At 63.0% G+C, this 24,170-nt stretch carries 27 protein-coding genes and 1 pseudogene; 22 read left to right on the forward strand and 6 right to left on the reverse strand.

The window, feature by feature from the left end:
- Positions 1–471 precede the first annotated feature (471 nt).
- Positions 472–1,089 (forward strand): annotated as a pseudogene (locus tag H6717_06125) (recombinase family protein).
- A gap of 122 nt (positions 1,090–1,211) precedes the next feature.
- Here H6717_06125 and H6717_06130 read toward each other — a convergent pair.
- Positions 1,212–1,697, reverse strand: a complete 486-nt coding sequence (locus H6717_06130; protein ID MCB9576588.1) for a transposase — start codon at positions 1,695–1,697, stop codon at positions 1,212–1,214.
- 27 nt (positions 1,698–1,724) lie between these two features.
- On the opposite strand from H6717_06130, the gene H6717_06135 reads away from it, so the two are divergent.
- The 3 genes from H6717_06135 (at position 1,725) to H6717_06145 (ending at position 3,067) form a co-directional block, all read left to right on the forward strand.
- On the forward strand, positions 1,725–2,087 hold the full coding sequence (locus tag H6717_06135) for a hypothetical protein (GenBank protein MCB9576589.1): 363 nt from the start codon (positions 1,725–1,727) through the stop codon (positions 2,085–2,087).
- Complete coding sequence (locus H6717_06140) at positions 1,978–2,358, forward strand: protein kinase (GenBank protein ID MCB9576590.1); 381 nt, start codon at positions 1,978–1,980, stop codon at positions 2,356–2,358. The genes H6717_06135 and H6717_06140 overlap by 110 nt, the downstream gene beginning before the upstream one ends.
- Positions 2,359–2,623: 265 nt before the next feature.
- Positions 2,624–3,067, forward strand: a complete 444-nt coding sequence (locus tag H6717_06145) for a hypothetical protein (protein ID MCB9576591.1) — start codon at positions 2,624–2,626, stop codon at positions 3,065–3,067.
- A gap of 38 nt (positions 3,068–3,105) precedes the next feature.
- Here the strand turns inward: H6717_06145 and H6717_06150 are convergent, their stop codons facing one another.
- Both H6717_06150 and H6717_06155 read right to left on the reverse strand, forming a co-directional pair.
- Entirely contained in the window at positions 3,106–3,288 is a 183-nt protein-coding gene (locus H6717_06150) for a hypothetical protein (protein MCB9576592.1), read from the reverse strand.
- 29 nt (positions 3,289–3,317) lie between these two features.
- A complete protein-coding gene (locus H6717_06155) occupies positions 3,318–3,527 on the reverse strand; it encodes a hypothetical protein (protein ID MCB9576593.1) in 210 nt (69 codons plus the stop codon).
- A gap of 469 nt (positions 3,528–3,996) precedes the next feature.
- Between H6717_06155 and H6717_06160 the strand changes: the two genes are divergently transcribed.
- The 3 genes from H6717_06160 (at position 3,997) to H6717_06170 (ending at position 7,132) form a co-directional block, all read left to right on the forward strand.
- Positions 3,997–4,503 carry a winged helix-turn-helix transcriptional regulator gene (locus tag H6717_06160; GenBank protein ID MCB9576594.1) on the forward strand — a complete coding sequence of 169 codons (507 nt, stop codon included), beginning with the start codon at positions 3,997–3,999 and terminating at the stop codon, positions 4,501–4,503.
- A gap of 49 nt (positions 4,504–4,552) precedes the next feature.
- Positions 4,553–6,352, forward strand: a complete 1,800-nt coding sequence (locus H6717_06165) for a chloride channel protein (GenBank protein MCB9576595.1) — start codon at positions 4,553–4,555, stop codon at positions 6,350–6,352.
- Positions 6,353–6,418: 66 nt separating this feature from the next.
- A complete protein-coding gene (locus H6717_06170; GenBank protein MCB9576596.1) occupies positions 6,419–7,132 on the forward strand; it encodes an MgtC/SapB family protein in 714 nt (237 codons plus the stop codon).
- A gap of 99 nt (positions 7,133–7,231) precedes the next feature.
- On the opposite strand, the gene norR is transcribed toward H6717_06170, so the two are convergent.
- Positions 7,232–8,803, reverse strand: a complete 1,572-nt coding sequence (gene norR, locus H6717_06175; GenBank protein ID MCB9576597.1) for a nitric oxide reductase transcriptional regulator NorR — start codon at positions 8,801–8,803, stop codon at positions 7,232–7,234.
- Between the two features lie 134 nt (positions 8,804–8,937).
- Between norR and ytfE the strand changes: the two genes are divergently transcribed.
- The 13 genes from ytfE (at position 8,938) to H6717_06240 (ending at position 19,210) form a co-directional block, all read left to right on the forward strand.
- Positions 8,938–9,600: an iron-sulfur cluster repair protein YtfE gene (gene ytfE / locus H6717_06180; GenBank protein MCB9576598.1), complete on the forward strand. Its 663-nt coding sequence runs from the start codon at positions 8,938–8,940 to the stop codon at positions 9,598–9,600.
- Positions 9,601–9,619: 19 nt separating this feature from the next.
- A complete protein-coding gene (locus H6717_06185; GenBank protein ID MCB9576599.1) occupies positions 9,620–9,967 on the forward strand; it encodes a hypothetical protein in 348 nt (115 codons plus the stop codon).
- Between the two features lie 5 nt (positions 9,968–9,972).
- Positions 9,973–10,902 (forward strand): hemerythrin domain-containing protein, encoded by a 930-nt coding sequence (locus tag H6717_06190; GenBank protein ID MCB9576600.1) that lies wholly within the window; start codon positions 9,973–9,975, stop codon positions 10,900–10,902.
- A gap of 181 nt (positions 10,903–11,083) precedes the next feature.
- Positions 11,084–11,719, forward strand: coding sequence for a carboxymuconolactone decarboxylase family protein (locus H6717_06195; protein ID MCB9576601.1), 636 nt, complete (start codon positions 11,084–11,086; stop codon positions 11,717–11,719).
- Positions 11,703–12,077, forward strand: a complete 375-nt coding sequence (locus H6717_06200; GenBank protein MCB9576602.1) for a DUF488 domain-containing protein — start codon at positions 11,703–11,705, stop codon at positions 12,075–12,077. Before H6717_06195 ends, H6717_06200 begins: the two co-directional genes overlap by 17 nt.
- Before the next feature lie 8 nt (positions 12,078–12,085).
- Positions 12,086–12,595 carry a DUF4149 domain-containing protein gene (locus H6717_06205; protein MCB9576603.1) on the forward strand — a complete coding sequence of 170 codons (510 nt, stop codon included), beginning with the start codon at positions 12,086–12,088 and terminating at the stop codon, positions 12,593–12,595.
- A gap of 151 nt (positions 12,596–12,746) precedes the next feature.
- Positions 12,747–13,268: a cytochrome P450 gene (locus H6717_06210; GenBank protein MCB9576604.1), complete on the forward strand. Its 522-nt coding sequence runs from the start codon at positions 12,747–12,749 to the stop codon at positions 13,266–13,268.
- A gap of 11 nt (positions 13,269–13,279) precedes the next feature.
- Positions 13,280–14,413 carry an MFS transporter gene (locus H6717_06215; protein MCB9576605.1) on the forward strand — a complete coding sequence of 378 codons (1,134 nt, stop codon included), beginning with the start codon at positions 13,280–13,282 and terminating at the stop codon, positions 14,411–14,413.
- Positions 14,410–16,704: a molybdopterin oxidoreductase family protein gene (locus tag H6717_06220; GenBank protein MCB9576606.1), complete on the forward strand. Its 2,295-nt coding sequence runs from the start codon at positions 14,410–14,412 to the stop codon at positions 16,702–16,704. Before H6717_06215 ends, H6717_06220 begins: the two co-directional genes overlap by 4 nt.
- An 18-nt stretch (positions 16,705–16,722) precedes the next feature.
- Positions 16,723–17,355 carry a 4Fe-4S ferredoxin gene (locus H6717_06225; protein ID MCB9576607.1) on the forward strand — a complete coding sequence of 211 codons (633 nt, stop codon included), beginning with the start codon at positions 16,723–16,725 and terminating at the stop codon, positions 17,353–17,355.
- Positions 17,352–17,915 carry a Rieske (2Fe-2S) protein gene (locus H6717_06230; GenBank protein ID MCB9576608.1) on the forward strand — a complete coding sequence of 188 codons (564 nt, stop codon included), beginning with the start codon at positions 17,352–17,354 and terminating at the stop codon, positions 17,913–17,915. The genes H6717_06225 and H6717_06230 overlap by 4 nt, the downstream gene beginning before the upstream one ends.
- Complete coding sequence (locus H6717_06235; GenBank protein ID MCB9576609.1) at positions 17,912–18,133, forward strand: hypothetical protein; 222 nt, start codon at positions 17,912–17,914, stop codon at positions 18,131–18,133. Before H6717_06230 ends, H6717_06235 begins: the two co-directional genes overlap by 4 nt.
- 6 nt (positions 18,134–18,139) lie before the next feature.
- A complete protein-coding gene (locus H6717_06240) occupies positions 18,140–19,210 on the forward strand; it encodes a tellurite resistance/C4-dicarboxylate transporter family protein (protein MCB9576610.1) in 1,071 nt (356 codons plus the stop codon).
- 624 nt (positions 19,211–19,834) lie between these two features.
- Here H6717_06240 and H6717_06245 read toward each other — a convergent pair.
- Together H6717_06245 and H6717_06250 are read right to left on the reverse strand one after the other, a co-directional pair.
- Positions 19,835–21,106 carry a sigma-54-dependent Fis family transcriptional regulator gene (locus H6717_06245; protein MCB9576611.1) on the reverse strand — a complete coding sequence of 424 codons (1,272 nt, stop codon included), beginning with the start codon at positions 21,104–21,106 and terminating at the stop codon, positions 19,835–19,837.
- A gap of 358 nt (positions 21,107–21,464) precedes the next feature.
- A complete protein-coding gene (locus H6717_06250) occupies positions 21,465–21,857 on the reverse strand; it encodes a sigma 54-interacting transcriptional regulator (protein MCB9576612.1) in 393 nt (130 codons plus the stop codon).
- Positions 21,858–21,981: 124 nt separating this feature from the next.
- On the opposite strand from H6717_06250, the gene H6717_06255 reads away from it, so the two are divergent.
- Together H6717_06255 and H6717_06260 are read left to right on the forward strand one after the other, a co-directional pair.
- The gene (locus tag H6717_06255) at positions 21,982–22,809 is read left to right on the forward strand and encodes a class I SAM-dependent methyltransferase (protein ID MCB9576613.1); all 828 of its coding nucleotides are present in this window, start codon (positions 21,982–21,984) and stop codon (positions 22,807–22,809) included.
- Complete coding sequence (locus H6717_06260) at positions 22,806–24,170, forward strand: FAD-binding oxidoreductase (GenBank protein ID MCB9576614.1); 1,365 nt, start codon at positions 22,806–22,808, stop codon at positions 24,168–24,170. Before H6717_06255 ends, H6717_06260 begins: the two co-directional genes overlap by 4 nt.

The following is a 24,170-nucleotide window of genomic DNA, read 5'->3' on the forward strand; positions in this document are numbered from 1 at the left end:
GACCCGTAGTGATTCTTTCGGCCGACGGCAGACCCCAGCTCATTCTGTCCATGTCGCGTTTCGCGCGCGCGTGGGGTACCGGTGGCATCCCCCCTTCGGCGGTGAGGTCGACGTTGCTTACGAGGAGGTCCGTCGACACGAAAGAGTGTACGTGTGCCTAGTACGGAACGACTCGAGCGTGATGATACCCGCTTGGATGTGCGATCCAATCGCGTGCACGAAGATGTAGCTGGGCAGACCGGAAGCTCGGTTTCCATGGGTGTTCAGCTGCCGGGAGATCGCGGCGGAGGAGAACGCCGATGCAAGACCGAACGCGTCCCGGGACCTCGAAGGTAGCGGCCCAGCTGAGGCTGCTGCTGAATCCGGAACAAGTAGCAACGCTCGACGCGAGGCGCCGCAGGACCGTCGTCGACTTGCTCGCGCGACTCGTGCTCGAGGTAGTGCGAAATCGAACGGAAGACGAGGGACGACATGACTCGACGTGACCTTCCTCCCGATGTGCTTGCTCCTCGCCCAATCGTATACGTAAGGCAGTCGACGCAAGTGCAGGTCGCTGAGAATCTCGAAAGCCAACGCCGGGAATACGAACTCGCGGACCTCGCGCGCGAATACGGGTTTCGCGACGTCGCCGTCATCGACGAGGATTTGGGCATCACCGCCAGCGGAACGACAGACCGACCAGGCATCAGAAACCTGGTCGGCCACATCTGTGAGGGGGCTATCGGGGCCGTGTTCTGCCTCAAGGCATCGCGGTTAGCCCGCAACGGTCGCGACTGGCACCACCTGCTCGAGCTGTGCGCGCTCGTCCACACGCGCGCCGTCGACACCGACGGCATCTACGATCCCAGTGCACCAAACGTCCGGCTACTGCTCGGGTTGAAGGGAACGATGAGCGAGTTCGAACTCACGGTACTGCGTCGACGACTTCTCGAAGCCGCGCAAGCCAAGGCTCGCCGTGGGGAACTACGCATGCCTGTTCCGGTGGGTTACGTGTGGCCTCGCGACACCGGGCTGATGCTGGATCCGGATCGTCGAGTGCAGGAGGCAATTCGGGGCGTGTTTCGCCTCTTCGACAGACTCGGGAGCGCAGCGGGCCCCAGAAGCGGCCGCGAAGGTCATCCGCGAGATGGCGGGTCGCTGGTCCGACGAGGACATCGCGGCCACGCTCAACCGAATGGCGTTGCCGACTGGACAAGGACAGGCCTGGAACGCTATCCGCGTCGGCCCGTACCGTCGAACAACGACGGTCGAGGCCGCGGCCAAAGCGGGCGTGTCGTGTCACGCGACCCGGAAGTTGCTCCAGTCAGGAATCTTGCCCGCGCGCCAGGTCGTCTTCGATGCTCCCTGGCAGATTTTCGCAGTCGATCTGGACCGCCCGGAAGTCCAGCAGGCCCTACGCCGATGCCGACATCGCTCAGACCGCCCGCAATTCGCGCGATGATCGAACACTCACGATTCCCGGCACTTGAAGAGGGAGCGCACAATGAAACCAACCTCACCACACCGCGAAGGCTTCTTTCCGTGGCGTTGTTGTCGATGGGCACCGCCGGGTCGTCGAGAAACCGCAGCAGGCCTGCTGCCACCGACCAGAATGGACCCCACCTTCGCCGACGACACCGGGACCCGGGTCTGAGCTGACGGGCTGAAATTCGGCCAGAGCGGTGCGCGCTGCGAGCACGGCCACCCGGTGGTCCCATGGGGCTGCAAAGTGGCACCACGTCGCCGTGAAATTTCTCAACCCGGCGCTGGTGGGTGACGTCGGCAGTATGGAGCGCTTCCTGCGCGAGGCCGAGGTAGCCTCGAAGATCGATTCCCGTCACGTGGTGCGCATCCTCGACACCGGCGTCGCGGATGGCACGACGTCCTTCTTGGTCATGGAGCTGCTCTCCGGAATGGATCTCGCCCAGAAGCTCCGGGAAAAGAAGCGCCTGGGCATGAGCGCCACCCTCGAGACTCGTCGGCCAGGTTGCGCAGGCGCTGGCAGCTGCCGACGAGGCGAATGTCGTGCACCGGGACCTGAAGCCCCAGAACCTGTTCCTGATCGGGCAAGGAGCCGAGCGTGCTGGACTTCGGGGGCTCCAAGATGATCGACACGCCAGCAACCTGGCGATGGGCGCGGTCGGCACGCCCGGTTACATGTCGCCGGAGCAGGCGCGCGGGGAAGAGGTCGACCACCGTGCGGATGTGTTCGCTTTGGGGGTCATCGCCTATCGCGTGCTCACGGGCCGGCCCGCCTTCGCGGCGCCGGATAGCGTCAGCACGCTGCACAACGTGGTCCACGTCCAGCCCGTCCGGCCGGGGGATCTGGTGGCCCTGGCTCTGGCCAAGGACAAAGCGGCCGCTTCTCGTCGGCGCTGATGTTCGCGACGGCCCTGAGGGAAGCGCCCCGCCAGCGGCTCGACGAACGGCTGCGCAAGGACGCCGACGACCTACTGCGCGAGCACCCCTGCGCGTGGACGCCTTGTCCGCGTCGCTTGAAACGAGGCGAGGAGGATTCTCTTCGGGAGATCCAGCAGACCGGGCCGTAGCCGGGGGGAGTTTGTCGGTCCGCCGGGGGACCGGAGCCCGACCCACTCCGTGCTATCCTCGCGTCATGTGGGGTGAGCGCTGCTTGGGTGTCGCATTGAGCGCAGTCTTGTTGAGCGTCGCTTGCAGCGGGGAAGACGCAGGAGGAGCTGTCGGAACGGGGGGTGCCGCGGGCATGGCGGGCCCCGCCGGAGCGGGTGGTGCGGACACGACGAGCTGTCCCGGCGCGGCGCTGTCCTGTCCCGCCGAGTGCCCGACCATCCACTTGGAGGCGCTGACGCCCGAAGGTTGCCTGGAGCCGCAAGTCGCCTCCTGCACCCTGCCGACGGGACCGCGTACGCTGGATGCGGGATGCGTCAAGCGAGAGCAGGACGATCAGCTCTTCTATGTTCCCCAGGGTGGCATGCAGACGGTCCCCGGATTTCTCGAGTGCACGTCAAAAGAATATGGCAGCGTGATCACCGCCGACGTGTGCTCCGGCGATGGCGATGCTCCCGGCGACGGACCCTCCGACGCCATCGGCGACGCCGATAAGGACTGAGTGCGGGCTCCCGTTCCGCGGCGGAGCGACAAACAAAGTCAGCGGCGGTCGACCGGCGGCACTCCGAGGACCACGAAGCCCATGCCGATCCACATGCAGTGGGTGATGACGTCGCCGAATACGCTGCGACTCAGTAGCGGCACGATCACGTAGACCAGGGCCACGAAGGGCGCGGCCACGGCCAAGGGCGTGCGCTTGAGCACACTCAGCCAGGTGAGCACGCTGATGCCGTATAGGGCCACGCCGCCCGTCAGCCAGGGGCTGCTTCACGCCCGGGAACGTGCACCTGCTCGAACTTCACGTCCTTGCCCGGGCCGTGCAGCGCTCGCCACTTTCGAATCCTCCGCTGCAGTGTCCGCAGCTGGCCCTGACCGTACCTGTCGCCGTGCCGCTCGCGCAGAACATCCAGAACCGTCGTCGCGTCGAGCGCGCCGCGCTCGTCAGCCTGCAACAGCGGCACGACCTCCGTTGCTCACACGGCCTCGAACGGATCCTCCCCTGGGCGGCTTCACGGCAACGGGCCCGTGTCCTTCCACTTATACGCGCTTGGCTCACTCATTCCGGCCGCAGCAGCGGCGGCCTCAACTGCTTTCCTTCGGCCACTTTCTTCCTCAGCTGCCTGACCTGATTGTCCGAAAGCACTCGCCTCCTGGAGCCCCGGCTACGTGGCCGGAATTTCCTAGGAAACGCACTCTCGCACGACCCGACAGGACGGCGGCCGACCCTGCAAAAGTAATTGTCGTCCATCACCCGCAGTCTCGGCGGTCGCGCCGATCACGTCACGATGGGGCACGGCGAGGACCTACGTTGTAGGGCTCATGAATGGCCATCATGCCGGCCGCTCACCTTCGACTTGAGCAACCTCCAGATCCCAGGCGGAGTGCCAATAGCTCTTGCTGAAAGCCTCTCTCCGAGATACATGGGATTCCATGCATTTGTCGAGAGACGAGGAGGCGGCCTCAGTGTTGAAAGGCCTCCGGCAACTCGTCCACGGTCTCCGTGCCACCTCGCACGCTGTCGAGGACGATGTCGGACTAACGGGCGCGCAGTTGTTCGTCTTGCGTGAACTCGCCGCGGAGCCCGACGTGTCGATTCGCCGCCTGTCCGAGCGGACCATGACCGATCCGAGCTCTGTGTCGGTGGTCGTCGCACGCCTCACCGAGCGTGGTTTGGTCAATCGGCGCCGCGACCCTGGGGATGGTCGTCGCAACGTACTCTCGGTGAGCATGCGCGGGAAGGCAGTCCTCGGGCGTTCCCCCGAGCCTTACCAGGCCAAGCTCTTCGCTGCCCTGCAGGCTCTTCCCCGTCAACGCCTGCGGCAGCTTCACCTCGGACTGTCGGCTCTGTTGGACGGCTCAAAGCAGAGCCATAGTACGGCGCCTCTATTCTTCGAAGACTCTGCGCCGTCGCGCAGCCGGAGAAAACGTCGTGGCTAGCGAGGTCGAACAGGCATCCCTCAACGCCGGACTTCCCATCGCGCCATCGATGGCACCGGTCGTCCAAGTTGTCGGAGGTGGGCCGGGCGAGTATGCCGTCGACCGCCGGGTTACAGGGATTGCTGCCATCGCTGCGCTGATTGGGATCGCGGCAGCGTTGATCGCGCAGCTCTTGTCGGCCGCCATCGCCCTGATCACGAATCTAGCCTTCTACGGAACCTTCTCCTTTGCAAACGCATCGCCGGCCGGAAATTCACTTTCCGGATGGGTGATCGTCGTTCCGGTGGCCGGTGCGTTGGTCGTGGGACTGATGGCTCGGTACGGGTCGGCTGCGATCCGCGGCCACGGTATCCCCGAAGCGATGGAGCAGGTGCTGTTCAACGAAAGCCGCATCCCGGCGCGTGTGCTCCTGCTCAAGCCTCTGTCGGCCGTGATCTCCATCGGTACGGGCGGACCGTTCGGGGCCGAAGGTCCCATCATCGCCACCGGGGGAGCGTTGGGTTCCCTCGTCGGTCAGTTCATCAAGATCTCAGCCGATGAGCGCAAGACCCTGCTCGCCGCCGGCGCGGCCGCCGGAATGGCCGCCACATTCGGATCCCCCGTGGCCGCTGTTCTCCTTGCGGTAGAGCTCCTCTTGTTCGAGTACCGACCTCGCTCTTTGATCCCGGTCATTCTCGCTTCTGTCGCTGCAACGGGCGTGCGTATTGGGTTTGATGGCATGGCGCCGGCCTTTTCGGTTCGAGACCTGCCAGCGCCTACACCCTATGGACTGATTGGTTATGTCGCCGTCGGAGCGATAGCAGGCATCGCGTCCGTTGCAGTGACCAAAGCCGTCTATGCGGTGGAGGACCTGTTCGAACGGTTTCCGATCCATTGGATGTGGTGGCCGGCGCTCGGCGCCATACCAGTGGGCATCATCGGCATGTTTGTCCCGCGCACGATGGGGGTTGGTTACGACAACATCGAGCAGATGATCTCCGGCGGGTTCACCGGCAAGGCTCTCGGAGTGCTCTGTGCGTGCAAGTTGGTGTCGTGGCTGTTCTCGCTCGGAAGTGGAACCTCTGGCGGAACGCTCGCGCCGCTCTTCACCGTCGGCGGCGGTGTCGGATACGCGGCAGCTGCGGGACTCGCGGCCATCGTACCATCGGCCGGAATCGATCTTCGTATCGGTACACTCGTGGGGATGGCCGCGCTCTTTGCTGGTGCCTCGCGCGCACCCCTAGCCTGCGTCGTGTTCGCGTTCGAAGCAACGCGCCAGCCTCTCGGACTGCTCCCGCTGCTCGGTGGGTGCGGGGCCGCCTACCTGTTGTCCTGCGTAATGATGAGGACATCCATCATGACGGAAAAGATCGCGCGTCGCGGCCGACCGATTCCCGCCGAGTACTCGGCAGATCAGCTCGAGCAGGTGCTGGTCAGCGACGTGGGCATACGCTCGGTCGTTACCCTGAAGAACGCAGACCAAATCACAACCGTGAAGGCGTGGCTTCGTTCTGGAGCGCCTGAGACAGCGCACCATGGGTTTCCCGTCGTTGACGATGACGGGCGAGTGCTTGGCGTGGTTACCCAACGTGACATCTATGCCTGCCGAGCCGTGGATCGACCTGTGAGTGCGCTGGTTACCAGGAGTCTGATCGGAATCGCTCGGTCCGCTTCTCTTCGAGAGGCTGCCGACACCATGCTTAGGGAAGGTGTCGGTCGCCTCCCCGTCATGGAGGGGCGACGTTTGCTGGGCATCATCACGAGAAGCGATCTTCTCGAAGCACATCAGCCTAGACTTATCGCCACAACCCGGGTCGAACGCACGAGGCGCGTTGGCTTCGCGAAGCGTGAGGAGCGGCGAGGAACTTGATCGTCGAAGACCCAATTACCGTCCGATTTGAACGTTGACTCTTCTGGGGCGGAGGATGGACGTTTGATGCCAGCAACGATTGCCTGGATTTCAAGTGCGATGCCTTGGAGGTTGTTTCTTCGAATTTTCGTCGGCACCTTGTTAGGAGGCGTCATTGGCTACGAGCGGGACGTGCACGGCAGACCAGCAGGCCTACGCACTCACATGATCGTCGGCCTCGCGTCGACGACGTTCATGGTGATATCGATAACCTTTGTCGACTATCAGCAGTTTCAGCACCAAACCTTAGTCGAGGTAGACGCATCGCGCATCGCAGCATCAATCGTCACAGGCATGGGGTTTTTGGCAGGAGGTGCCATCCTCCGCACCGGAATCTCCGTGCAGGGGCTCACGACTGCGGCGGCACTATGGCTCGTGGGCGCAATCGGGATGGCTTCTGGGTCGGGGATGTTTGCTGTAGCGACCCTTGTCACCCTGTTGGGCGTTCTAGCGCTGACGATTCTTAGGCGATTTGAGGACAAAGATGCTCGGACCACCCAGCGACACAAGATAGACCTCGTCCTTGGGCAGACCGGCTCGGCGAAGCACATTTCGGAGAAACTTCGAGGCATGGGGCTCACGGTCTCAACGCTGGTGCAGGAGCGAAAGCCAGAAGATGACACTCAATCGATGACGCTCGATATCCGCGTTCCGGTGGAATTCGACCTTGAGCAGATCATCGACACCCTGGAAGCAGAACGTGGTGTTCGGTATCTACGAATCGAGCATGTTGCGTGGTGAGCGCGTCTCGGGTGACTCTTCGCTGTCACGTCCTGTGCTGGTATGAGGAGCCCCCCACAACCGTTGAAATCACGTACGTGTACGCGCTCGACCTCAGAGTCACTTCCGCAGTCCCAGCCGCTCGGCCATGCGGTGCAGGTTGCTGCGCGCCATACCCAACGACCGTGCCGCCGCGGCCCAATTACCTGCGTTCTCTTCCACGGCGCGAAGGACCATGGCGCGTTTGGTCTCTTCGAGCGCCTCCCGCAGAGTCATACGCCCTATGGCGACGACGACAGGGCTCTCGCGAGGAGGTGGGCACGGGGCCTCCAACTTCCCTGGTTCGGGGCGGGGAGCCTCAAGCTGGAGGTGCTCAAGTCCGAGCAGAACCGGTGCATCGCGTGTGGCGTGGACACTGGCGCGCAGGACGGCCCGGCCAAGAAGGTGATCGAGCTCGCGCACGTTGCCCGGCCATTCAGCGGTTGTCAGTGCGTGCCGGGCCGGCTCGTTGAGCCGTACGGGTCCCAAGCCGAGCCGCCGTCGATACACATCCAGGAAAAGGCCGGCGAGCAAAGGAATGTCCGAACGCCGTTCGCGAAGCGGCGGCACGTGAATCGGATACATGTTCAAGCGATGAAACAGGTCCGCGCGGAACCGGCCGGCTTCCACCTCTCGTTCAAGGTCTCGATTCGTTGCGGCCACGACGCGCACATCCACGTGCAGGGGCTTGTCTGACCCAACACGCTGGATCTCGCCTTCTTGAAGTACCCGCAGGAGCTTGGGCTGGACGGACAGCGGGAGCTCACCGACCTCGTCGAGGAAAAGGGTACCACCATCGGCGATTTCGAACTTCCCCGCGCGGTCGGCGGTCGCTCCCGTGTAGGCGCCGCGGAGATGCCCGAAAAGCTCGCTTTCGACGATCATCTCTGGAAGAGCCGCACAGTTGACGCAGATGAGAGGCTGCTCGCTACGACGTGAATGTTGATGAACCGATCGCGCGACGAGCTCCTTGCCGACTCCCGTTTCCCCCGTGATCAGAGCCGCGAAATCAGAGGGAGCGACGAGTTCGATTTCCTCGCGGACGCGCTGAATGGCAGCGCTGGTCCCGATGATCTGGTTCCCGCCTTCCCGCTGCGCGGCGTCTCGTTGCAGCGCGTGCGCGATTTGCTGGTGGCGACGTGAAGCAACCTCGAGTGCGTGGATGATTCGCCCTGTGCGAAGGGCGGCACCAGCGAGTGCGCCGAGCATCCGAAGGAATCCCTCGTCGAGGTCGTCGAACGCTCCCGCCTCGAGCGCGTCGGCGGTGAGCACGCCGATGACGCGGTCTTCCTCCATGAGCGGACAGCCCAGACACGCGTGCACGTCACGTGTGGCATCCGGGTTGACGAGCAGCAGACCGTCGTAGGGATCGGGCAGCGGACTGTCCGAAGGAAAGCGAACCGGGGCCCTGCGCGCGACGACGACGTCCAGGCGGGGGTGTTCGCGACGCGCAAAACGCCGCCCGAGCACTTCCGGTGCCAGGCCATGCGCGGCGAGCGGGACGAGGTCGTCGCCAGCCAGTTCCAGTACCGCGGCGGCATCGCACGGGATGGAGCGCCTCGCTGCCTCAAGGAGGCGGGCAAGACGATCCTGCGAGGCGAGTGAAGCCGTCAGGTCCACCGCGATTGTCAGAAGCGCATCCTGGTCACTCATGGTTATTACTAGAGTAACGCTTCGTTATGGCGAAGATAACATGTGTAACATAACATGGCTACGTAACATTTTGATATTCTTTATAATTTTATATGGCATAAGCTTTGCTTGTTCCACAAGAACGAGGAGACGCCATGATTGACGCCAACGATACCCTGGGCGAGGTCGCGACCACCCATCCCGCATCGACGCTGGTCTTCCTTCGGCACCGGCTCGACTTCTGCTGTGGGGGTGGCCAGAAGCTTGGCGACGCGTGTCGAGCAGCCGGCCTCGATCCCGAGCTGGTCATCCAGGAGATTAGCGCTGAAGCCACCGCACGGACGCCCGAGCGTTGGGACACACGGCCGTTGCCAGAGCTCCTCGACTTCATCCTCACTCGCTACCACGAGCCGTTGCGGTCGGATCTCCCCACTTTGCTCGACGCGGCACGGAGAGTCGAGCGCGTCCATGCAAAGAAGGACAGCTGCCCTCATGGTTTGGCGTCGCTGTTGGAACAGTTGGATGCCGAGATCGGACAGCACCTCGCCAAGGAAGAACAGGTGCTCTTTCCGGCGCTTCGTTCCGGGACTGGGGGCACCAACGTCCATATGCCGATCCGGGTGATGATGCAGGAGCACGACGACCACGGGGCAAACCTCCATCGTCTTCGCGAGCTCGCAACGGACTTCAGCCCGCCACCGGAGGCGTGCGCAACATGGCGAGCCCTCTACATCGGGCTCGAGAAGCTGGAGTCGGAGCTGATGGAACACATCCACCTCGAGAACAACGTCCTGTTTCCGCGAGCGCTAAACGCGTGAACGAGAGAGGAGGCACGCTGTGGTCGGCGTCTCGAAGGCACTCAGCGTCAGCGCTCACTGCGTCCAGTGCGGCGAATTCAACATGGGCGCGGACGTGATCGCCGAGAGTCAGCGATTGCTCGCCGAAGGGTGCCGGGCGTCTCCCTACGAATGTCGACCAGAGTTGTTGGCCACGCTCCTGCCGCAGTTCGCTCTCGAGTCTCTTCAAACAGATTGGGACCGGCTAGAGAGCGCCACGCGAGAGCCGGGCCGGCATATCTCGCTCCACATTTGGCGGCCCGATGCGCCTCGCACGAACAACAAGCTGGATCCGCGCACCATCGCCCGGTGGTGGGACCACGGCGGCTACATTCCAGCCAAGGCGTGACGCGCGTGATGCTGACGCAGCTTTCCAGACATCGCGCGACTAGTGGCGAGAACTTAGTCGATCTCCTCGGCGACTGCCACGAGAGGATCCGCCGGTTCATCACCTTGGCCCATGAAGCCGGTTCGCGGCAGGATGTCCCCGTCGATCAGATCGCCCAGGCGTGTATCGATGTGGGGCGCTACTTCACCCAGGCGCTGCCGCTTCATGTCGCAGATAGGGAAGAGAGCATCGAGCCGCGACTGCGTGGACTGTCGCTGGCTGTGGACCAAGCTTTCGATGCTGTGACTCAGCAACACCGGCGGCACGAGCCCGAGCTGGAGGCCCTGCTTCGCGCGACGAGTGTGCTTCGACACAACCCGCATGACGGAATGGCCCGAGACGAGGTCGCGAACACCGCCCTGGCGTTGGAGGCGCAGTTCGAGAATCACTTGCGCCTCGAGGAAAGCTTCCCCGCCATTCGTGAGCTCCTGTCGTCAGGGACCCGAACAACGATCATCGATGAGCTTCGAAGGCGGGGACACAACAGTCGACCACAATCGGGGCCGATACCGACCCCCGCTGGAGGAGCAGTCATGAATAAACCTGCACCGCCGGACCACGGCGTGCGCTTTGACCTCGCGGTTGTCGCGCGCGAGCTACGTGCCGAGGAGCCGTACCTTCGCGAAGGGCAGACTGCGCGAACCCTGATTCGTACTCCGGACCTGCGCATCGTCGTCGTCGCGCTCAAGAACGGAAAGACAATCTCCGAGCACCACGCGAGCGTTACCGCATCGGTGCAGACCCTGTCTGGCCACATCCGCCTGCAGCTCCCGGAGCGGACCATAGACGTTCCGGAGGGCCAACTCCTGGTGATGGGAGCTGGTCTGCCGCATGACGTGTACGCAGAGACGGATAGCACATTCGTACTGACGCTGGGCTGGCCCGTAAGCAAGTAGGCGCAGGCCGCAAGGGACGGGAAGATGAAGCTGAGCGACCATCACCACCAGGCGCTGGTCCTTGCGCGGCGCGCGGACGTCGGCGGCCTCCGTGAAGCCCGAGGTGTTGGCTGCCCTATGAGGAGGTCACGCGCCGCTTCCACAGCGAGCTGCCCCCCATTTCTCAGTCGAGGAGCAGTACATGCAGCCCGCGTTGGAACGACCCGGAGGTGCTGCGCTTGCAAAGCGAACGCGAGACGAACACGTGGAGCTTCGCCGGACCGTGTCCGCAGACAGACACGACCGTGCGACCACACTGGATCGGTTCGGCACTCTGCTGCGAGATCAGGTCCGATTCGAGGAACGCATGGCCTTCGAGGCCGTGCAGGAGAGGTTGAGTGACGCCGAGTCTCGAAGCCGTATGCGAAGTATGCCGTGTGCAGGCGTCGGCGTCGGCGTCGTAGCCACGGGAAGGAAGCGACTAGATATGGGCGACGACACATTCCCAAGACCGACAGCCGATCTCGCGAAGCGCCGCAAGAGCCTGGCTCCTGACGTGGAGTCTGCTTTCCACGACTTCAGCAAGGCCGTGTTTCGCGAAGGTGCCCTGTCGCGCAAGCACAAGCAAATTATCGCGGTGGCCGTGGCGCATGTGACCCAGTGCCCCTACTGCATTCGTGGGCATACCACCGCTGCAACGCGCGAAGGCGCCACGCCCGAGGAGCTGATGGAGGCGATCTGGGTGGCCGCAGAGATGCGCGCGGGCGGCGCGTATGCTCATTCCCTGATTGCGCTCGATGTCCTTGGCGCGGAGCACGACCATGCCCCGCGCGAGTAGTCCAAGGCTTCAGGTTAAGCGCGTCTACGACCCACCGACTCGCTCAGATGGGCGTCGCGTGCTGGTGGATCGGATTTGGCCCCGTGGCCTCTCGAAAGATGGCGCCGAGCTCGATGCGTGGTTCAAGGGTATCGCCCCCAGTGCAGAGCTGCGCAAATGGTTTAGCCACGAGCCATCGAGGTGGGCGTCCTTCAAGTGGAGGTACTTTCGCGAACTCGACGAACGAGAAGAGGCGATCGAGCAGCTGTTGGACGGCTGTAATGCACGCACCCTTACCCTGCTGTTCGCCGCAAAGGACCCCGCGCACAACAACGCCGTGGCGTTGAAGGAGTACTTGGATGCGCGAGCGAAGCGATGACGGGGACGATGATGCACGTGCTCTACCTGCTTTCGGTGTGGGTCCACATCCTCGCGGCGACTGTCTGGATCGGGGGCATGCTGTTCCTGGTTCTGGTCGTCGTCCCCTGGCTGCGAACGGGTGGCCGAACGGATGCCGCCGTCTTTCTACGTGAGACCGGGGAGCGCTTCCGCAATGTCGGCTGGGTCTGCTTTGGACTGTTGCTAGTCACTGGGACCTTCAACTTATGGGTTCGGGGCGTCCGGCTAGGAGACTTTGCACGCGCCGAGTGGCTGGAATCGTCGTTCGGTAAGACTAGCCTCGTCAAGTTGAGCGCATTCGTGCTTGTGCTGATAGTGAGCGCCACCCACGACTTCGTCGTCGGCCCACGCGCAACCAGGGCGATCGCGGCAGACGCTCGCGCGGCACAGGCTCACCTTGAACGTCGGCGTGCATCGGTGCTTGGTCGGGTCAATGTGCTTCTCGCGCTGATCCTCGTGGCCGCCGGCGTGATGCTCGTCAGGGGGACGCCATGGTGAGTCAGAGCATCGTGAGCTACCTGGTGGCCGACCACGCGCGACTGCTCACGCTTCTGAACCGCGCCATGGAGAAACCGGAGATCGAGCCGGAAGCGTTTGCTGACTTTCGGCGTGGATTGCTGCGTCACATGGCGATCGAGCGGAAACTGCGATTGCCGGCGGTTCGGAAGGCGCGTGGGGGAACGCCACTCGCTCGAGCGCACGAGCTAATCGACCATGCGGCGCTCACCTCGCTGCTCGTGCCGACTCCCGACCTGGCGTTGTGCCAGGAGGTCGTGATCTGCGCCGACCAGATTGCCCGCTCACCCGAGCTCCACCGAACCCTGCGCGATGTGCCGGCCTGATACCAGAGGAGTGGTTGCGAGTCCCAGGCCCGCTGGTGTCCAACCGGCGACGGGTGACCCGCGACGTCACTCTGGGTGGACTCTGCATGGCGGCTGGCGAACGGGTGTCGCTGATGTGGATCAGCGCGAACCGCGACGAGACCGTGTTCGAGAGTCCCGACTCCGTGCGCAGCGATCGGGATCAACGCGCGAGCCTCCTCTGGGGAGCAGGCGTTGACGTTTGCGTGCCGGGGAACGCGCTCACCCAGGCGGCTTGCCTTCCCCGAAAATGGTTGGGCTTCGCTTCCTTTGAGGCTCGGATGACACTGTGCGAGGATGGGCCCCGATGAGACCTGAGGTCATGAAAGCCCTCGTGCGAGGACTGGTCGCGACGGTTCTGTTGGGAACCGCGATCCTCGTTGGTTCACGCAATTTGGCGCACTTCGACGCCGCGCTGGTCGCCTATACGTTCTCCATCCTCTTCGCAACCTTTGGCCTGACGTACCGCTACAGCATGTGGCTCTCGAGGCCGCCCACGGCGCTGTACTGGCGCCGTGGCTGGCAGGCCTTCTGGAAGCGTGGTTGGCGACTTCGCAACGCGCGATTCTGGCTGCTGCGTGTCGGTGAGGACTTGCTCGCCAACCGCTTCATCCTTCGGCGCGACCGGCTCCGCGGACTGACGCACCTCCTCATCATGTGGGGCTGCATCCTGGCGGTAGCCATCACGTTCCCACTCGTGTTCGGTTGGCTGCACTTCCGCCCCGTTCCCGGTGACCTCTCGCTCTACGAAGCCGTCGTGTTCGGATTTCCGGCGTTTCGCTTTCCACATGCGTCCGCGGCGGGGTTCTTTCTCTTTCATGGCTTGGTCTGGGCGTCGTTCCTCGTCATCGGCGGCGTGTTCTTGGCGGTGCGCCGGCGCATGCGCGACGAAGGGGCCGGAGCCGTACAGCGGTTTGCGGAAGACTTCATGCCGCTCATCCTCTTGTTCGCGGTCAGCCTGACCGGGTTGATGCTCACTGCGAGCTACACGTGGATGAAAGGCTACGGCTTTACCTTCATTTCTATCCTCCATGCCATCACCGTCATTGCGACCTTCGTTTGGCTGCCATTCGGCAAGTTCTTTCACATCTTCCAGCGTCCCGCGCAGATCGGCGTTGGATTCTATAAGGACATCGGCAGGGCTGAGGAACGGGCTCGGTGTCGGCGCTGTGGACACGAGTTCACCTCGCAGATGCACGCGATGGATCTGATCGAGGTCGAGCGCGCGCTCGGGTATCGCTACGAGATCCCGGGGAGCCCCGCCGAGCACTATCAGTGGATCTGTCCGCCCTGCCGTCGCACCTCGTTTGCCTTGGCGCAATCGCTGCTCTGGCGAGAAGCACGCGGTGGCGCGTCATTGCGTGAGCAAGAGGTCATCGCAATGCCCGTTCAAGTGAACGCGGGCATCGGTGAAGGGCCCTTGGGTATCGAGGACGAGGAGAACTTTCATCCATGAGCCGCCCGACCAGCACCCCCGACCTTCCTGTTCCTGGGCTCGACCTGGAAACCATCCGCGAGTTCGGACCATTCCGTGCGTATGCGACCGATATCCGCGTGGATACTGGGGTCGAGCCGGACAAGTACGTAAAGACCCACTGCTGTTTCTGCGGACAGCAATGCGGACTCCACCTCAAGGTCAAAGGTAACACCGTGATCGGCGTCGAGCCGTGGTACGAGTTCCCGTTCAATCGGGGCATGCTGTGCCCGAAGGGCGTCAAGCGGTACCTCCAGCAAGCTCATCCCGATCGTCTCCTCCACGCTTACGAACGTGCTCCCGACGCTGCGGCGGGGTTTAGACCCATGGGATACGATGAAGCGGTCCGCAAGGTCGCTGCTGCCATCGAGCGGGTTCAGCGAGACCACGGCCAAGACGCCTTCGCGGTACTCTCGGGCGCAAGTCTGACGACCGAGAAGACGTACCTGATGGGCAAGTTCGCTCACATGTGCTTGCGAACGGCCAACATCGACTACAACGGGCGGCTTTGCATGGTGAGCGCCGGCGCGGGGAACAAGAAGGCGTTTGGTATCGACCGAGCCGCCAACCCGTGGAGCGATATCCTGGGAGCCGAGGTCGTGCTCGTCTCCGGCGCGAACGTTGCCGAATGTGCGCCGATCACAACCAACTACATCTGGCAAGCGCGAGAGCACGGCGCGAAGGTCATCGTGGTCGACCCACGGATCACCCCCATCGCCCGCACGTGCGATCTCTTTCTACCAGTCAAGCCAGGCCGAGATACCGCCTTGTTCAGCGGCATTCTACACCTGATGATTGAGAACGACTGGCTTGACCACGACTTCATCGATCGCTGCACGGTTGGCTTCGATGCCGTGGCTGAAAGCGTGCGCGAATGGACCCCGCGCCGAACGGCCGAGGTCACGGGCATCGCAGAGAAGACGATTCGACAGGCCGCCGAATGGTGGGGGCAAGCAAAGACGAGCTTCCTGATGCACGCCCGGGGCATCGAACATCATAGCCATGGTGTCCAGAACGTGCTTAGCGCGATCAACATCGTGCTCGCGGCGGGACGCATCGGCCGACCCAGCTGCGGTTACGCGACGATTACGGGCCAGGCGAACGGTCAGGGCGGCCGGGAGCACGGACAGAAGTGCGACCAGCTTCCGGGTGGCCGTGATCTCGGCAACCCGGAACACCGGGCGTTCGTCGCAAAGGTCTGGGGGATGGACCCTGACGAGCTCCCGCAACCAGGTGTGGATGCCTACGAGATCATGCGCAAGGCGCACTCGGGTGAGATCAAGGGGCTTCTCTCGATCTGTTTCAATCCAGTGGTCTCGTTGCCCGACAACAACTTCGTGCGAGAGGCCCTCTCTAAGCTCGATTTCTTTGTCGCCATCGACTTCTTCATGAGCGAGACCGCGCGCTATGCCGACATCGTGCTTCCTGGGTCCTTGCAGGAGGAAGACGAGGGAACGGTGACCCAGGTCGAAGGGCGCATCGTCCGGATCAACAAAGCCGTCGAGCCGCCGGGCGATGCGAGAGCCGACTGGCAAATCATCCAGGATATAGCCAACGCACTCGGCCGCTCGGAAGGGCTCACATTTGCTGGCCCCGAGCAAATCTTCGAGGAGCTGCGCGCTGCATCTCGCGGAGGGGTCAACGACTACTCGGGCGTGACGTACGAACGCGTGGAGGAAAACTTTGGCGTCTTCTGGCCCTGCCCGGACGAGACGCCAGAGGGCGTGCCGTTACCAGGCCCGCAGGGCACCCCTCGACTGTTCGAGCCCGGCTCATGGAATCCCATCGCCCGGGGTACCGGCCCGTTCTACTTCCCTGACGGACGGGCTCGCTTCAACGTTACGCCCTATCAAGGGCCAGCGGAGGACGTGGACAGCGAGTACCCCATCATCCTCACCACGGGGCGCGTGGTGAGCCAATTCCTATCGGGCAATCAAACGCGGCGTATCGGACCACTCGTGGACCACTATCCGGAGCCGAAGTGCGAGCTCCATCCGCGCCTCGCATCACGGCTCGGCATCCGCGACGGAGATTGGGTCACCGTCGAGAGTCGCCGAGGTCGCTGTACGGTGCGGGCGACCGTCGTCAGCACGATTCGACCCGACACAGTGTTTCTTCCTTACCACTGGGGCGGGCGAAAGAGCGCGAACCAGCTCACCATCGCCGCGCAGGATCCCATCTCCAAGATCCCGGAGTACAAGGTCTGCGCCGTGAGAGTCAGAAAATCGGACGAGCCGCCGGAGTACGCAGGTGTGCTCGAGGCCCAGCAGTGAAAGGAATCCCCACCTACGATGCCCGTCCCTGACAAGCACGAGTTCTTCGTCGATCCCGGAAGGTGCATTGGCTGCCAGTCCTGCATTCAGGCGTGCACCGAGTGCGACACCCACAAGGGGCAGTCGATGATCCAGTTGGATTTCATCGACCGCGCCGGGTCGACCCAGACAGTTCCCGTCGTGTGCATGCATTGCGACTCTCCCACCTGCGCGGAGGTTTGCCCGGCCGACGCGATCAAGCGAAACGAGGACGGCATCGTGCAGACGGCACGGAAGCCCCGCTGCATCGCATGCAACAACTGCGTCCTTGCTTGTCCTTTCGGGGTTCCCAAGATGAACACCAAGATGAACCTCATGATGAAGTGCGACATGTGCTACGACCGAACATCGGTCGGTTTGAAGCCGATGTGCGCCTCCGTCTGTCCGAGCCAGGCCCTTGCGTTCGGCACCCGAGAAGAAATGGCTCGCCTGCGTCCCAACGCGAAGCCGGTCAACACCTTTCAGTTCGGTCAGCAGACCATCCGCACCAAGGTCAATGTGATGGTCCCGAAGGACGGGCCCGACGAACATGTCGACGTCACGGCAGCGATGTACGAGCCTGCAATCGGTCACGACGTCCTCGACGACGTGTTTGGCGAGGAACAGCCATGAGGCAAAAGGATCCGCCTTCGGCAATCATGGGTACGCCTTCTGTCCCGCCGGATCGCGGCGTGCCCGAAGAACAACCCCGCTGGCGGCGCGACTTTCCGATCGATTGGGCCGAAGACGACTACGTCTCTCGCCGCGAGCTGGTCAAGTTCATCGTTCTGACCAGCGGCGCGTTCGTAGTCGGTCAGGCGTGGATCGCGCTGAGGGGGTTCTTCGCGCGCCGCGAAGTAGCCACAGGCCGCGTCCCAATTGCGGGGATCGACGAAGTGGAGGTTGGGGATGCGAAGACCTTCGAGTACCCCAAGGGGAGTACGCCGCGCCTGCTCATCCGGACGGGTCCACAGGCTTTTGTCGCGTATGACCAGCAGTGCACGCACCTGCAATGCCCAGTCGTTCCCGCCGTTGCCGAGGGCAAGCTTCACTGCCCATGTCACAACGGATGGTTCGATCTGCAAAGCGGTCGGCCTCTCGCCGGACCTCCTCGACGATCGCTGCCTCGCGTGTCGCTCGATGTCGTGGATGGCACGGTGTACGCCACGGGCGTGGAGAACTCCGAGTCATGACCCACAATCGATTCGCTCGTTCTCAGCGCATGACGATCGTGAATGGTGCGCTCGTGCTCGCAGTGATTTTGGTTGTGCTCCAGCTCTGGCTGCTGACCGCCACCATGAACGCTTTCTTGGGCGGCGATAAGGCAGCGTCGGTGGCGGCAGCACTTGCCAGTCTCGCATGCCTGGGCGTCAACCTCTGGCTGCTGCGGTATCTGTATCGGTTGGACTGACAGAGGATGGAGGGTACGGACTCGGACACCGGTGACCACCGGTTGGCAAGCGGCATCAAGAACCTATTTCCTGGGTACTTTGCCTTTGTCATGGCCACAGGAATCGTGTCGGTTGCAGCTCATATCCTGGGCATGGCGACGATGGCGCTATGCCTCCTCGCCATCAACGTGATCGGATATGTCGTTCTGTCGCTGCTGTTCATCGCTCGACTTGTGATGTACCCCAGGCGGGTGATCCAGGACCTGTGTGATCACGAGCGCGGCCCCGGGTTTTTCACGGTGGTTGCCGGCACGTGCATCCTGGGAGCGCAACTGCTGCTCATAGGTACCAGCGACCAATTCGCTTTCGGTCTTTGGATGGTCGGGATCGTGCTTTGGGTTGTCGTCATGTACGGATTCTTCGCGGCCGTCGTGGTCCGCGAGGACAAGCCATCGCTCGAAGCCGGGATAAACGGTGCCTGGCTGATCGCCATCGTAGCCACTCAGTCGGTGTCCATACTCGGATCCCTGCTAGCACCCGGCATGTCGACGGCGCGCGAACCGGTCTTGTTCTTCACGCTCTGCATGTACTTACTCGGGGCGATGCTCTACCTCACGATCATCACGCTCATCTTCTATCGTTTCACCTTCGTACAGATGACGCTCGGGCGCCTGACGCCCCCGTATTGGATCAACATGGGGGCAGTGGCGATTACCACGTTGGCCGGGTCGACTCTGCTCCTAGTCGACAACTCCTGGACCTTCCTGAACGCCCTGCGTCCTTTCATTATTGGTTTCACCCTGTTCTTCTGGATCACGGCAACGTGGTGGATCCCATTGCTCACCATCCTGGGGATCTGGCGTCATCTCATCCGGTGTTTTCCCTTGCGGTATGATCCGCAGTATTGGGGCATGGTGTTTCCGCTCGCCATGTACACGGTGTGCACGGCCCGCCTGGCGAGCGCGACCCGTCTTGAGTTTCTGGCCGTCATTCCACAGTACTTCGTCTACCTCGCTCTCGCGGCTTGGATTGCGACCTTCGTCGGTATGCTATTGGCGCTATTGGCATCGATGCGCGGACGGGCGCCCGCACGCTGACTCTCGAAGGGCCACGAATCGTGGCGCTCGACAGTTCTCGTGGTCGAGGGCGCGCCAGAGGCGGAAGAACTCGCTCAGGTTCTGGGCATTGCGCGGCGAAATGAGGGGCACGCTTGGCCACTTGGCCAGGTACAAGGGCGTGCTCAGCGCCGCTCACCAGTAGCGTGAGCGCGGCATACCGCTGTACCGTCGCGGCGTGAGGCCGATGCGGGCAGCGACGTCTGCGAGCAAGTCAACGGTACCGGGAGATTTCAGTCGCGCCGCGCTGTCCCACTGTCAGACCTTCGTGACCGCCGCAGTCCAGACTTCCGGGCCTTCACCGGCCTTGCGGACTTCGAGTGCGTAGTACATACAGCTCGGATCGTGCTTGAGCGTGATGCGTGCAACGTTTTGCGCCCCGAGGATGGTCCCGAGTCGGTCCTTCGGCTCGATGCTCGCCGGACGGGGTAGCCCGAGCCGCGGAAGTGTCAGAAATTTCGTGGATGGACGGGCGGTGACTTAGACGCCGGCGGCGATCCGACACTTGAAAGAGACAACTTGCCAGACGGCACAGTTGGTCGCGCGAGGCCGACGATGGTCCGGAGCATGTTGCCGTCGCCCTTGCACGTCGGATGCCAACTCGAGTCAACCCGTGCGTCGCGCCTCGTCCAGCTTGCGGTACAGCGTCCGCTCCGACACCCCGAGAGCGCGCGCCAGGGTCACGCGATCGATCGCACGCGCCTCAGCCCAACGGAGGTACTCTGCTTCGAGCTTGGCGAGCGGAAGTATTTCATCCACGGAAAACCTGGCTTGGGTCGTCGCGTCAGTTTCATAGGGCTTCGCCGCGCCAATCGCGAGGTCCGACGGCAGGTGTTCAACCGAGAGCTCCTCGCCATCGGCGAGCAGCGCCATCCGATCGACCACGTTCTTCAGCTCTCGCACGTTTCCGGGAAAGTCGTGTTCGACGAGACGCGCCAATGCATCGGGCTGAAGTCGTTTGCCGGGATGCTTCTTCGCGAGGAATTCTTGGCACAGCACTGCGATGTCCCCGCGTCGCTCACGAAGCGGCGGGAGCGTCACCGGAAAAGCGTTGATGCGGTAGTAGAGGTCTTGACGGAAGGTTCCGTCGCGCACCATCGTGGCTAGATCACGGTGGGTTGCGCAGACGAGGCGGAAGTCGGCCCGGTGCGGCTGGGTGCCTCCCACCTTCCGGAAGGTTCCAGACTCGAGCAATCGGAGCAGCTTCACCTGAACGGGCGGCGGAACGTCGCCAATCTCGTCGAGGAACAGTGTCCCGCCCGCCGTCGCATCAACCAGTCCGCGCTTGGCCTTGTTCGCACCGGTGAAAGCGCCTTGCTCGTACCCGAAAAGTTCGGATTCGAAAAGCGATTCGGGTAACCCGCTGCACTCCACCGGCATGAACGGGCGCTGCCGGCGTACGCTCATCTGGTGGAGAGCGCGAGCTGCGAGCTCCTTTCCGGTACCCGACTCACCCAGGATCAGCACCGGGACTTCGCTCGGTGCTGCGCGCTGTAGCAGACCGAGCGCACGCAGAAAGCTTGCCGCGCGTCCGACCAACTCGCCCTGATCGCCGCGCGTTTCGTGGATCTCGTGGATGCGCTCCAAGAAGTAGGCGGCCCGACCGCGATCATCGAGGATCGGTTCGATCTCGACATCGACGTGTCGTGGACCCGCCGCCCCATGCTGGATGTGGAAGACGCGCTGCCGACGGCCGGATTCTAGCGTCGCACGCAGCGGGCACGGTTCTCCGTTGGCGTCGCACGGTGAGTCGAAGTCGCGCGAGGCGTAGCACGACTGTCCAACCTCGCCGTACCTGGCGCGATAGGCGGGATTGGCAGCCAGTATTTCGTGGTCGATGGAGAGCAGGATTGCGGGCTCGGGGACGCCGTCGAGCATCGCTCGCAGGCCGTCGTTCACTGGTGGTGGCTTCTTGCGAATCTGGAGCAACACCGAGCAGTTATGCCATATCTGGCAGGTCTGACACGCCAAATTTGGCACCTCCGAGCCTGTCCGCCGCCGACCTTCGCCCACGCGCCGCTGAGGCGGTACGTCCCGGGACACACCCCCTCGTTCGCGAGTTCGCGAAGACCTGAGATGTGGTTGGGGGCATCGACGCTTGGTCGACGATGGACCCGGACCCCTCGCGTTACTGATGGCACGGTGGCTGCTATGTAGGTGTGTGTGATCGACCCAAGATGGCTGAACCCCGCCCACCCCGAGCGGGTCTGCTGGGGCTGCGAAAAGCTATGCCCCGTCAGCGACCTGACTTGCGGCAACGGCACCGAGCGCACGCCGCACCCGGCCGAGCTTTTTGGCGAGGATTGGCAGACATGGCGCGACGGGAGGGACCAGCCCCCCGAGGACTAATCCGAGTTGCCCACATTCCCGCTGACGGTTGCTGCTCGAGCCTATTGGCGTGGAGCGACTGGGCCGACACCTCTTTGGGCGTTCCGCTCTCCCCCCGGATGACCACTGGCGCGTCGTTGAGCGCCACCGGGCTAACCTTGCCGAGAAGCGCGCGCATGTCGGGGCTGCGCGCGACGACGCGACAGCACGCCCGCGTGCCTTCCACTTCCGCGCGCAGTCCGTACACGTGATAAAGTTGTCCATCCTGGAAGGGCTCTTCGCACGCAGCCAGATGTTTCATCGTGTTTCGACACGGAATATCGGCCTTCTGGGAGCTTCCGTCAACGGCGACGCCTCACGCGCCCGGCTCGAGCCTCTCCCGGTGGCTCGCTAGTTGCACATGAAGTTCACATCAAGGAGGCGCCATGACCGCTCAGTCCGTCGGCGTCGAGGAGCAACTCTTCGTCGCGCACCTCGACATCCAGAAACTGCCCGCCCATTGGCTGATGGCACACCTCGGCAAGAGAGTTCTTCGCCCCGGCGGGCGCGAGACTACACGCTGGCTGCTCGACAAAGTGCGAATCCAGCCGTGTGACGACGTAGTCGAATTCGCACCTGGCGTGGGGTTGACCGCCTGCGAGATCCTCCGCCGGAAACCGAAGAGTTACGCCGGTGTCGAGCGAAATGTGCGGGCAGTTGCGTTGACCCGACGCTCGCTCGCGCGTGAAGGATTTCTCGCTATCCCGATGCTGAGGGGCGATGCGGCCGACGTTCCACTTCCGAACGGCGCAGCATCGCTCGTTTTTGGTGAAGCCATGTTGAGCATGCAATCTCATGAAAAGAAACTGCTCATCATGTCGGAAGCTCACCGGCTGCTGCGCCCGGGAGGACGGTACGCAGTGCACGAGCTAGCCGTCATCCCGGAAACGATCGACAAGGCGCTTCTTGCAGAGATCCAGAGGGCTCTGTCTGCGACGATACACGTCGGAGTTCGAATCGGAACGCCGTCACAGTGGGAAGGTTGGCTCGAGAGCGCAGGATTCAGAGTCGAAGCCACCGCGACCGCACCCATGCGTCTGCTGGAGTTAGATCGCCTGCTCGAAGACGAGGGCATCGCGGGCACGACACGCTTCGTGCTGAACGCCATCCGGACTCCAGGAGCGCTACAGCGCCTTCGCACGGTACGCGCATGCTTCCGTCGGTACCGAGCCCACCTCGGAGCGATAGCTGTCGTCGCCTCCACTGCAACATGAAGGTTCAGGCAGAGCCCACACCAACGGGATTCCGGGACCGGCCAATGTCTCAAATTTCGGGTTGGGGAGGTCGGGCAGTTCGGGCGTACGAGATCGTCGGAGAAGATCTGGAACACCTCACCCGCGATGTTCCGCTCTCCCGTGGACTGGGCCGATCCTACGGCGATTCATCCCTCCCACCGTCGTCGCACCCCGTCGTCGTCGGGACCACGCTTTCGGATCGCGTGCTCGGTTTCGACAACGACACGGGGGTGCTGAGGGCCGAAGCGGGCCTGTCGCTCAAACGCTTGTACCAGGTTCTGCTGCCTCGGGGTTGGTTCACGCCGGTTTCACCAGGCACATGGAACGTGACGCTGGGGGGGATGGTCGCCGCAGATGTTCACGGCAAGAACCACCACCGCGATGGGACGTTCGGGAATCATGTTCGCCTACTCCGCATGCGGTTGGCGAGCGGCGTGATCGTGGAGTGCTCGCCCCAATGCCTCCCCGATTTGTTTTACGCCAGCATTGGTGGAATGGGGCTGACCGGACACATCCTCGAAGTAGAAGTTCAGCTCATGAAGGTACCGTCGCCGTGGATCTACGCGGAGACCGTTCGCGTACCGAACCTGTCGACTTTCCTGGAGTCGTTGGAGAACTCGGCTCGGAGCTGGCCGTTCACCGTCGGGTGGCTCGATTGTCTCGCGCGCGGACGTCACCTCGGGCGCGGAATCCTGTTCCGGGGCCGGTGGGCTCGGCCCGAGGAAGCGCCCAATTCGTTTCCGTCGCCTTTCAAGCGGCCGTCCGTTCCCTTCTGTGCGCCAGCGTTCGTAATGTCCCGCCCCTTGGTCGCGATGTTCAACGGCTTCTACTACCACGCGCATTGCCGTCGACGCCCTGCGGCCATCGTGCATCCACAGGCATTCTTCTATCCGCTGGACGCCGTCGGTCATTGGAATCGACTGTACGGTCGAGCTGGAGTCACGCAGTACCAATGTGTCCTCCCCCGTGCATCAGGGGGAGACGCCGTCGCACGCGTACTCGAGGTACTGAGTGTTCAGGGCGGGGCTTCATTCCTTGGCGTCATCAAGGACTGCGGTGGACAAGACCCCGGTATGCTCTCGTTCCCGATGTACGGAACGTCGCTCGCGCTCGACCTGCCGCTACGCGACACGACTTCCGGTCTCGTCGACGCGTTGAACGAGCAGGTGATTGCAGAGGGCGGGCGGATCTATCTCGCGAAGGACGCTCTCAGTCGGCCCGCTCACTTCCGTCAGATGGAAAAGCGCCTGGACGACTGGCTGCTCGTTTGCGATCGATACGACCCGGAGCGCCGGCTACGCAGTGCACAATCCGTCCGCCTATTTGGAGATCTACGGTGA

The organism is Polyangiaceae bacterium (assembly GCA_020633235.1).
Taxonomy (GTDB): domain Bacteria; phylum Myxococcota_A; class Polyangia; order Polyangiales; family Polyangiaceae; genus JACKEA01.

What these genes read in the sequence shown, in the direction of transcription:
- ytfE (MCB9576598.1), top strand. Translation starts at nt 8,938, where the DNA reads ATGATTGACGCCAACGATACCCTGGGCGAGGTCGCGACCACCCATCCC.
- H6717_06165 (MCB9576595.1), top strand. Translation starts at nt 4,553, where the DNA reads ATGGCACCGGTCGTCCAAGTTGTCGGAGGTGGGCCGGGCGAGTATGCC.
- H6717_06220 (MCB9576606.1), top strand. Translation starts at nt 14,410, where the DNA reads ATGAGCCGCCCGACCAGCACCCCCGACCTTCCTGTTCCTGGGCTCGAC.
- H6717_06160 (MCB9576594.1), top strand. Translation starts at nt 3,997, where the DNA reads ATGCATTTGTCGAGAGACGAGGAGGCGGCCTCAGTGTTGAAAGGCCTC.
- H6717_06260 (MCB9576614.1), top strand. Translation starts at nt 22,806, where the DNA reads ATGAAGGTTCAGGCAGAGCCCACACCAACGGGATTCCGGGACCGGCCA.
- H6717_06245 (MCB9576611.1), bottom strand. Translation starts at nt 21,106, where the DNA reads ATGCTCGACGGCGTCCCCGAGCCCGCAATCCTGCTCTCCATCGACCAC.
- H6717_06205 (MCB9576603.1), top strand. Translation starts at nt 12,086, where the DNA reads ATGATGCACGTGCTCTACCTGCTTTCGGTGTGGGTCCACATCCTCGCG.
- H6717_06170 (MCB9576596.1), top strand. Translation starts at nt 6,419, where the DNA reads ATGCCAGCAACGATTGCCTGGATTTCAAGTGCGATGCCTTGGAGGTTG.
- H6717_06200 (MCB9576602.1), top strand. Translation starts at nt 11,703, where the DNA reads ATGCCCCGCGCGAGTAGTCCAAGGCTTCAGGTTAAGCGCGTCTACGAC.
- H6717_06195 (MCB9576601.1), top strand. Translation starts at nt 11,084, where the DNA reads ATGCAGCCCGCGTTGGAACGACCCGGAGGTGCTGCGCTTGCAAAGCGA.
- H6717_06230 (MCB9576608.1), top strand. Translation starts at nt 17,352, where the DNA reads ATGAGGCAAAAGGATCCGCCTTCGGCAATCATGGGTACGCCTTCTGTC.
- norR (MCB9576597.1), bottom strand. Translation starts at nt 8,803, where the DNA reads ATGAGTGACCAGGATGCGCTTCTGACAATCGCGGTGGACCTGACGGCT.
- H6717_06225 (MCB9576607.1), top strand. Translation starts at nt 16,723, where the DNA reads ATGCCCGTCCCTGACAAGCACGAGTTCTTCGTCGATCCCGGAAGGTGC.
- H6717_06215 (MCB9576605.1), top strand. Translation starts at nt 13,280, where the DNA reads ATGAAAGCCCTCGTGCGAGGACTGGTCGCGACGGTTCTGTTGGGAACC.
- H6717_06235 (MCB9576609.1), top strand. Translation starts at nt 17,912, where the DNA reads ATGACCCACAATCGATTCGCTCGTTCTCAGCGCATGACGATCGTGAAT.
- H6717_06255 (MCB9576613.1), top strand. Translation starts at nt 21,982, where the DNA reads ATGACCGCTCAGTCCGTCGGCGTCGAGGAGCAACTCTTCGTCGCGCAC.
- H6717_06130 (MCB9576588.1), bottom strand. Translation starts at nt 1,697, where the DNA reads ATGGGACCACCGGGTGGCCGTGCTCGCAGCGCGCACCGCTCTGGCCGA.
- H6717_06240 (MCB9576610.1), top strand. Translation starts at nt 18,140, where the DNA reads ATGGAGGGTACGGACTCGGACACCGGTGACCACCGGTTGGCAAGCGGC.
- H6717_06250 (MCB9576612.1), bottom strand. Translation starts at nt 21,857, where the DNA reads ATGAAACATCTGGCTGCGTGCGAAGAGCCCTTCCAGGATGGACAACTT.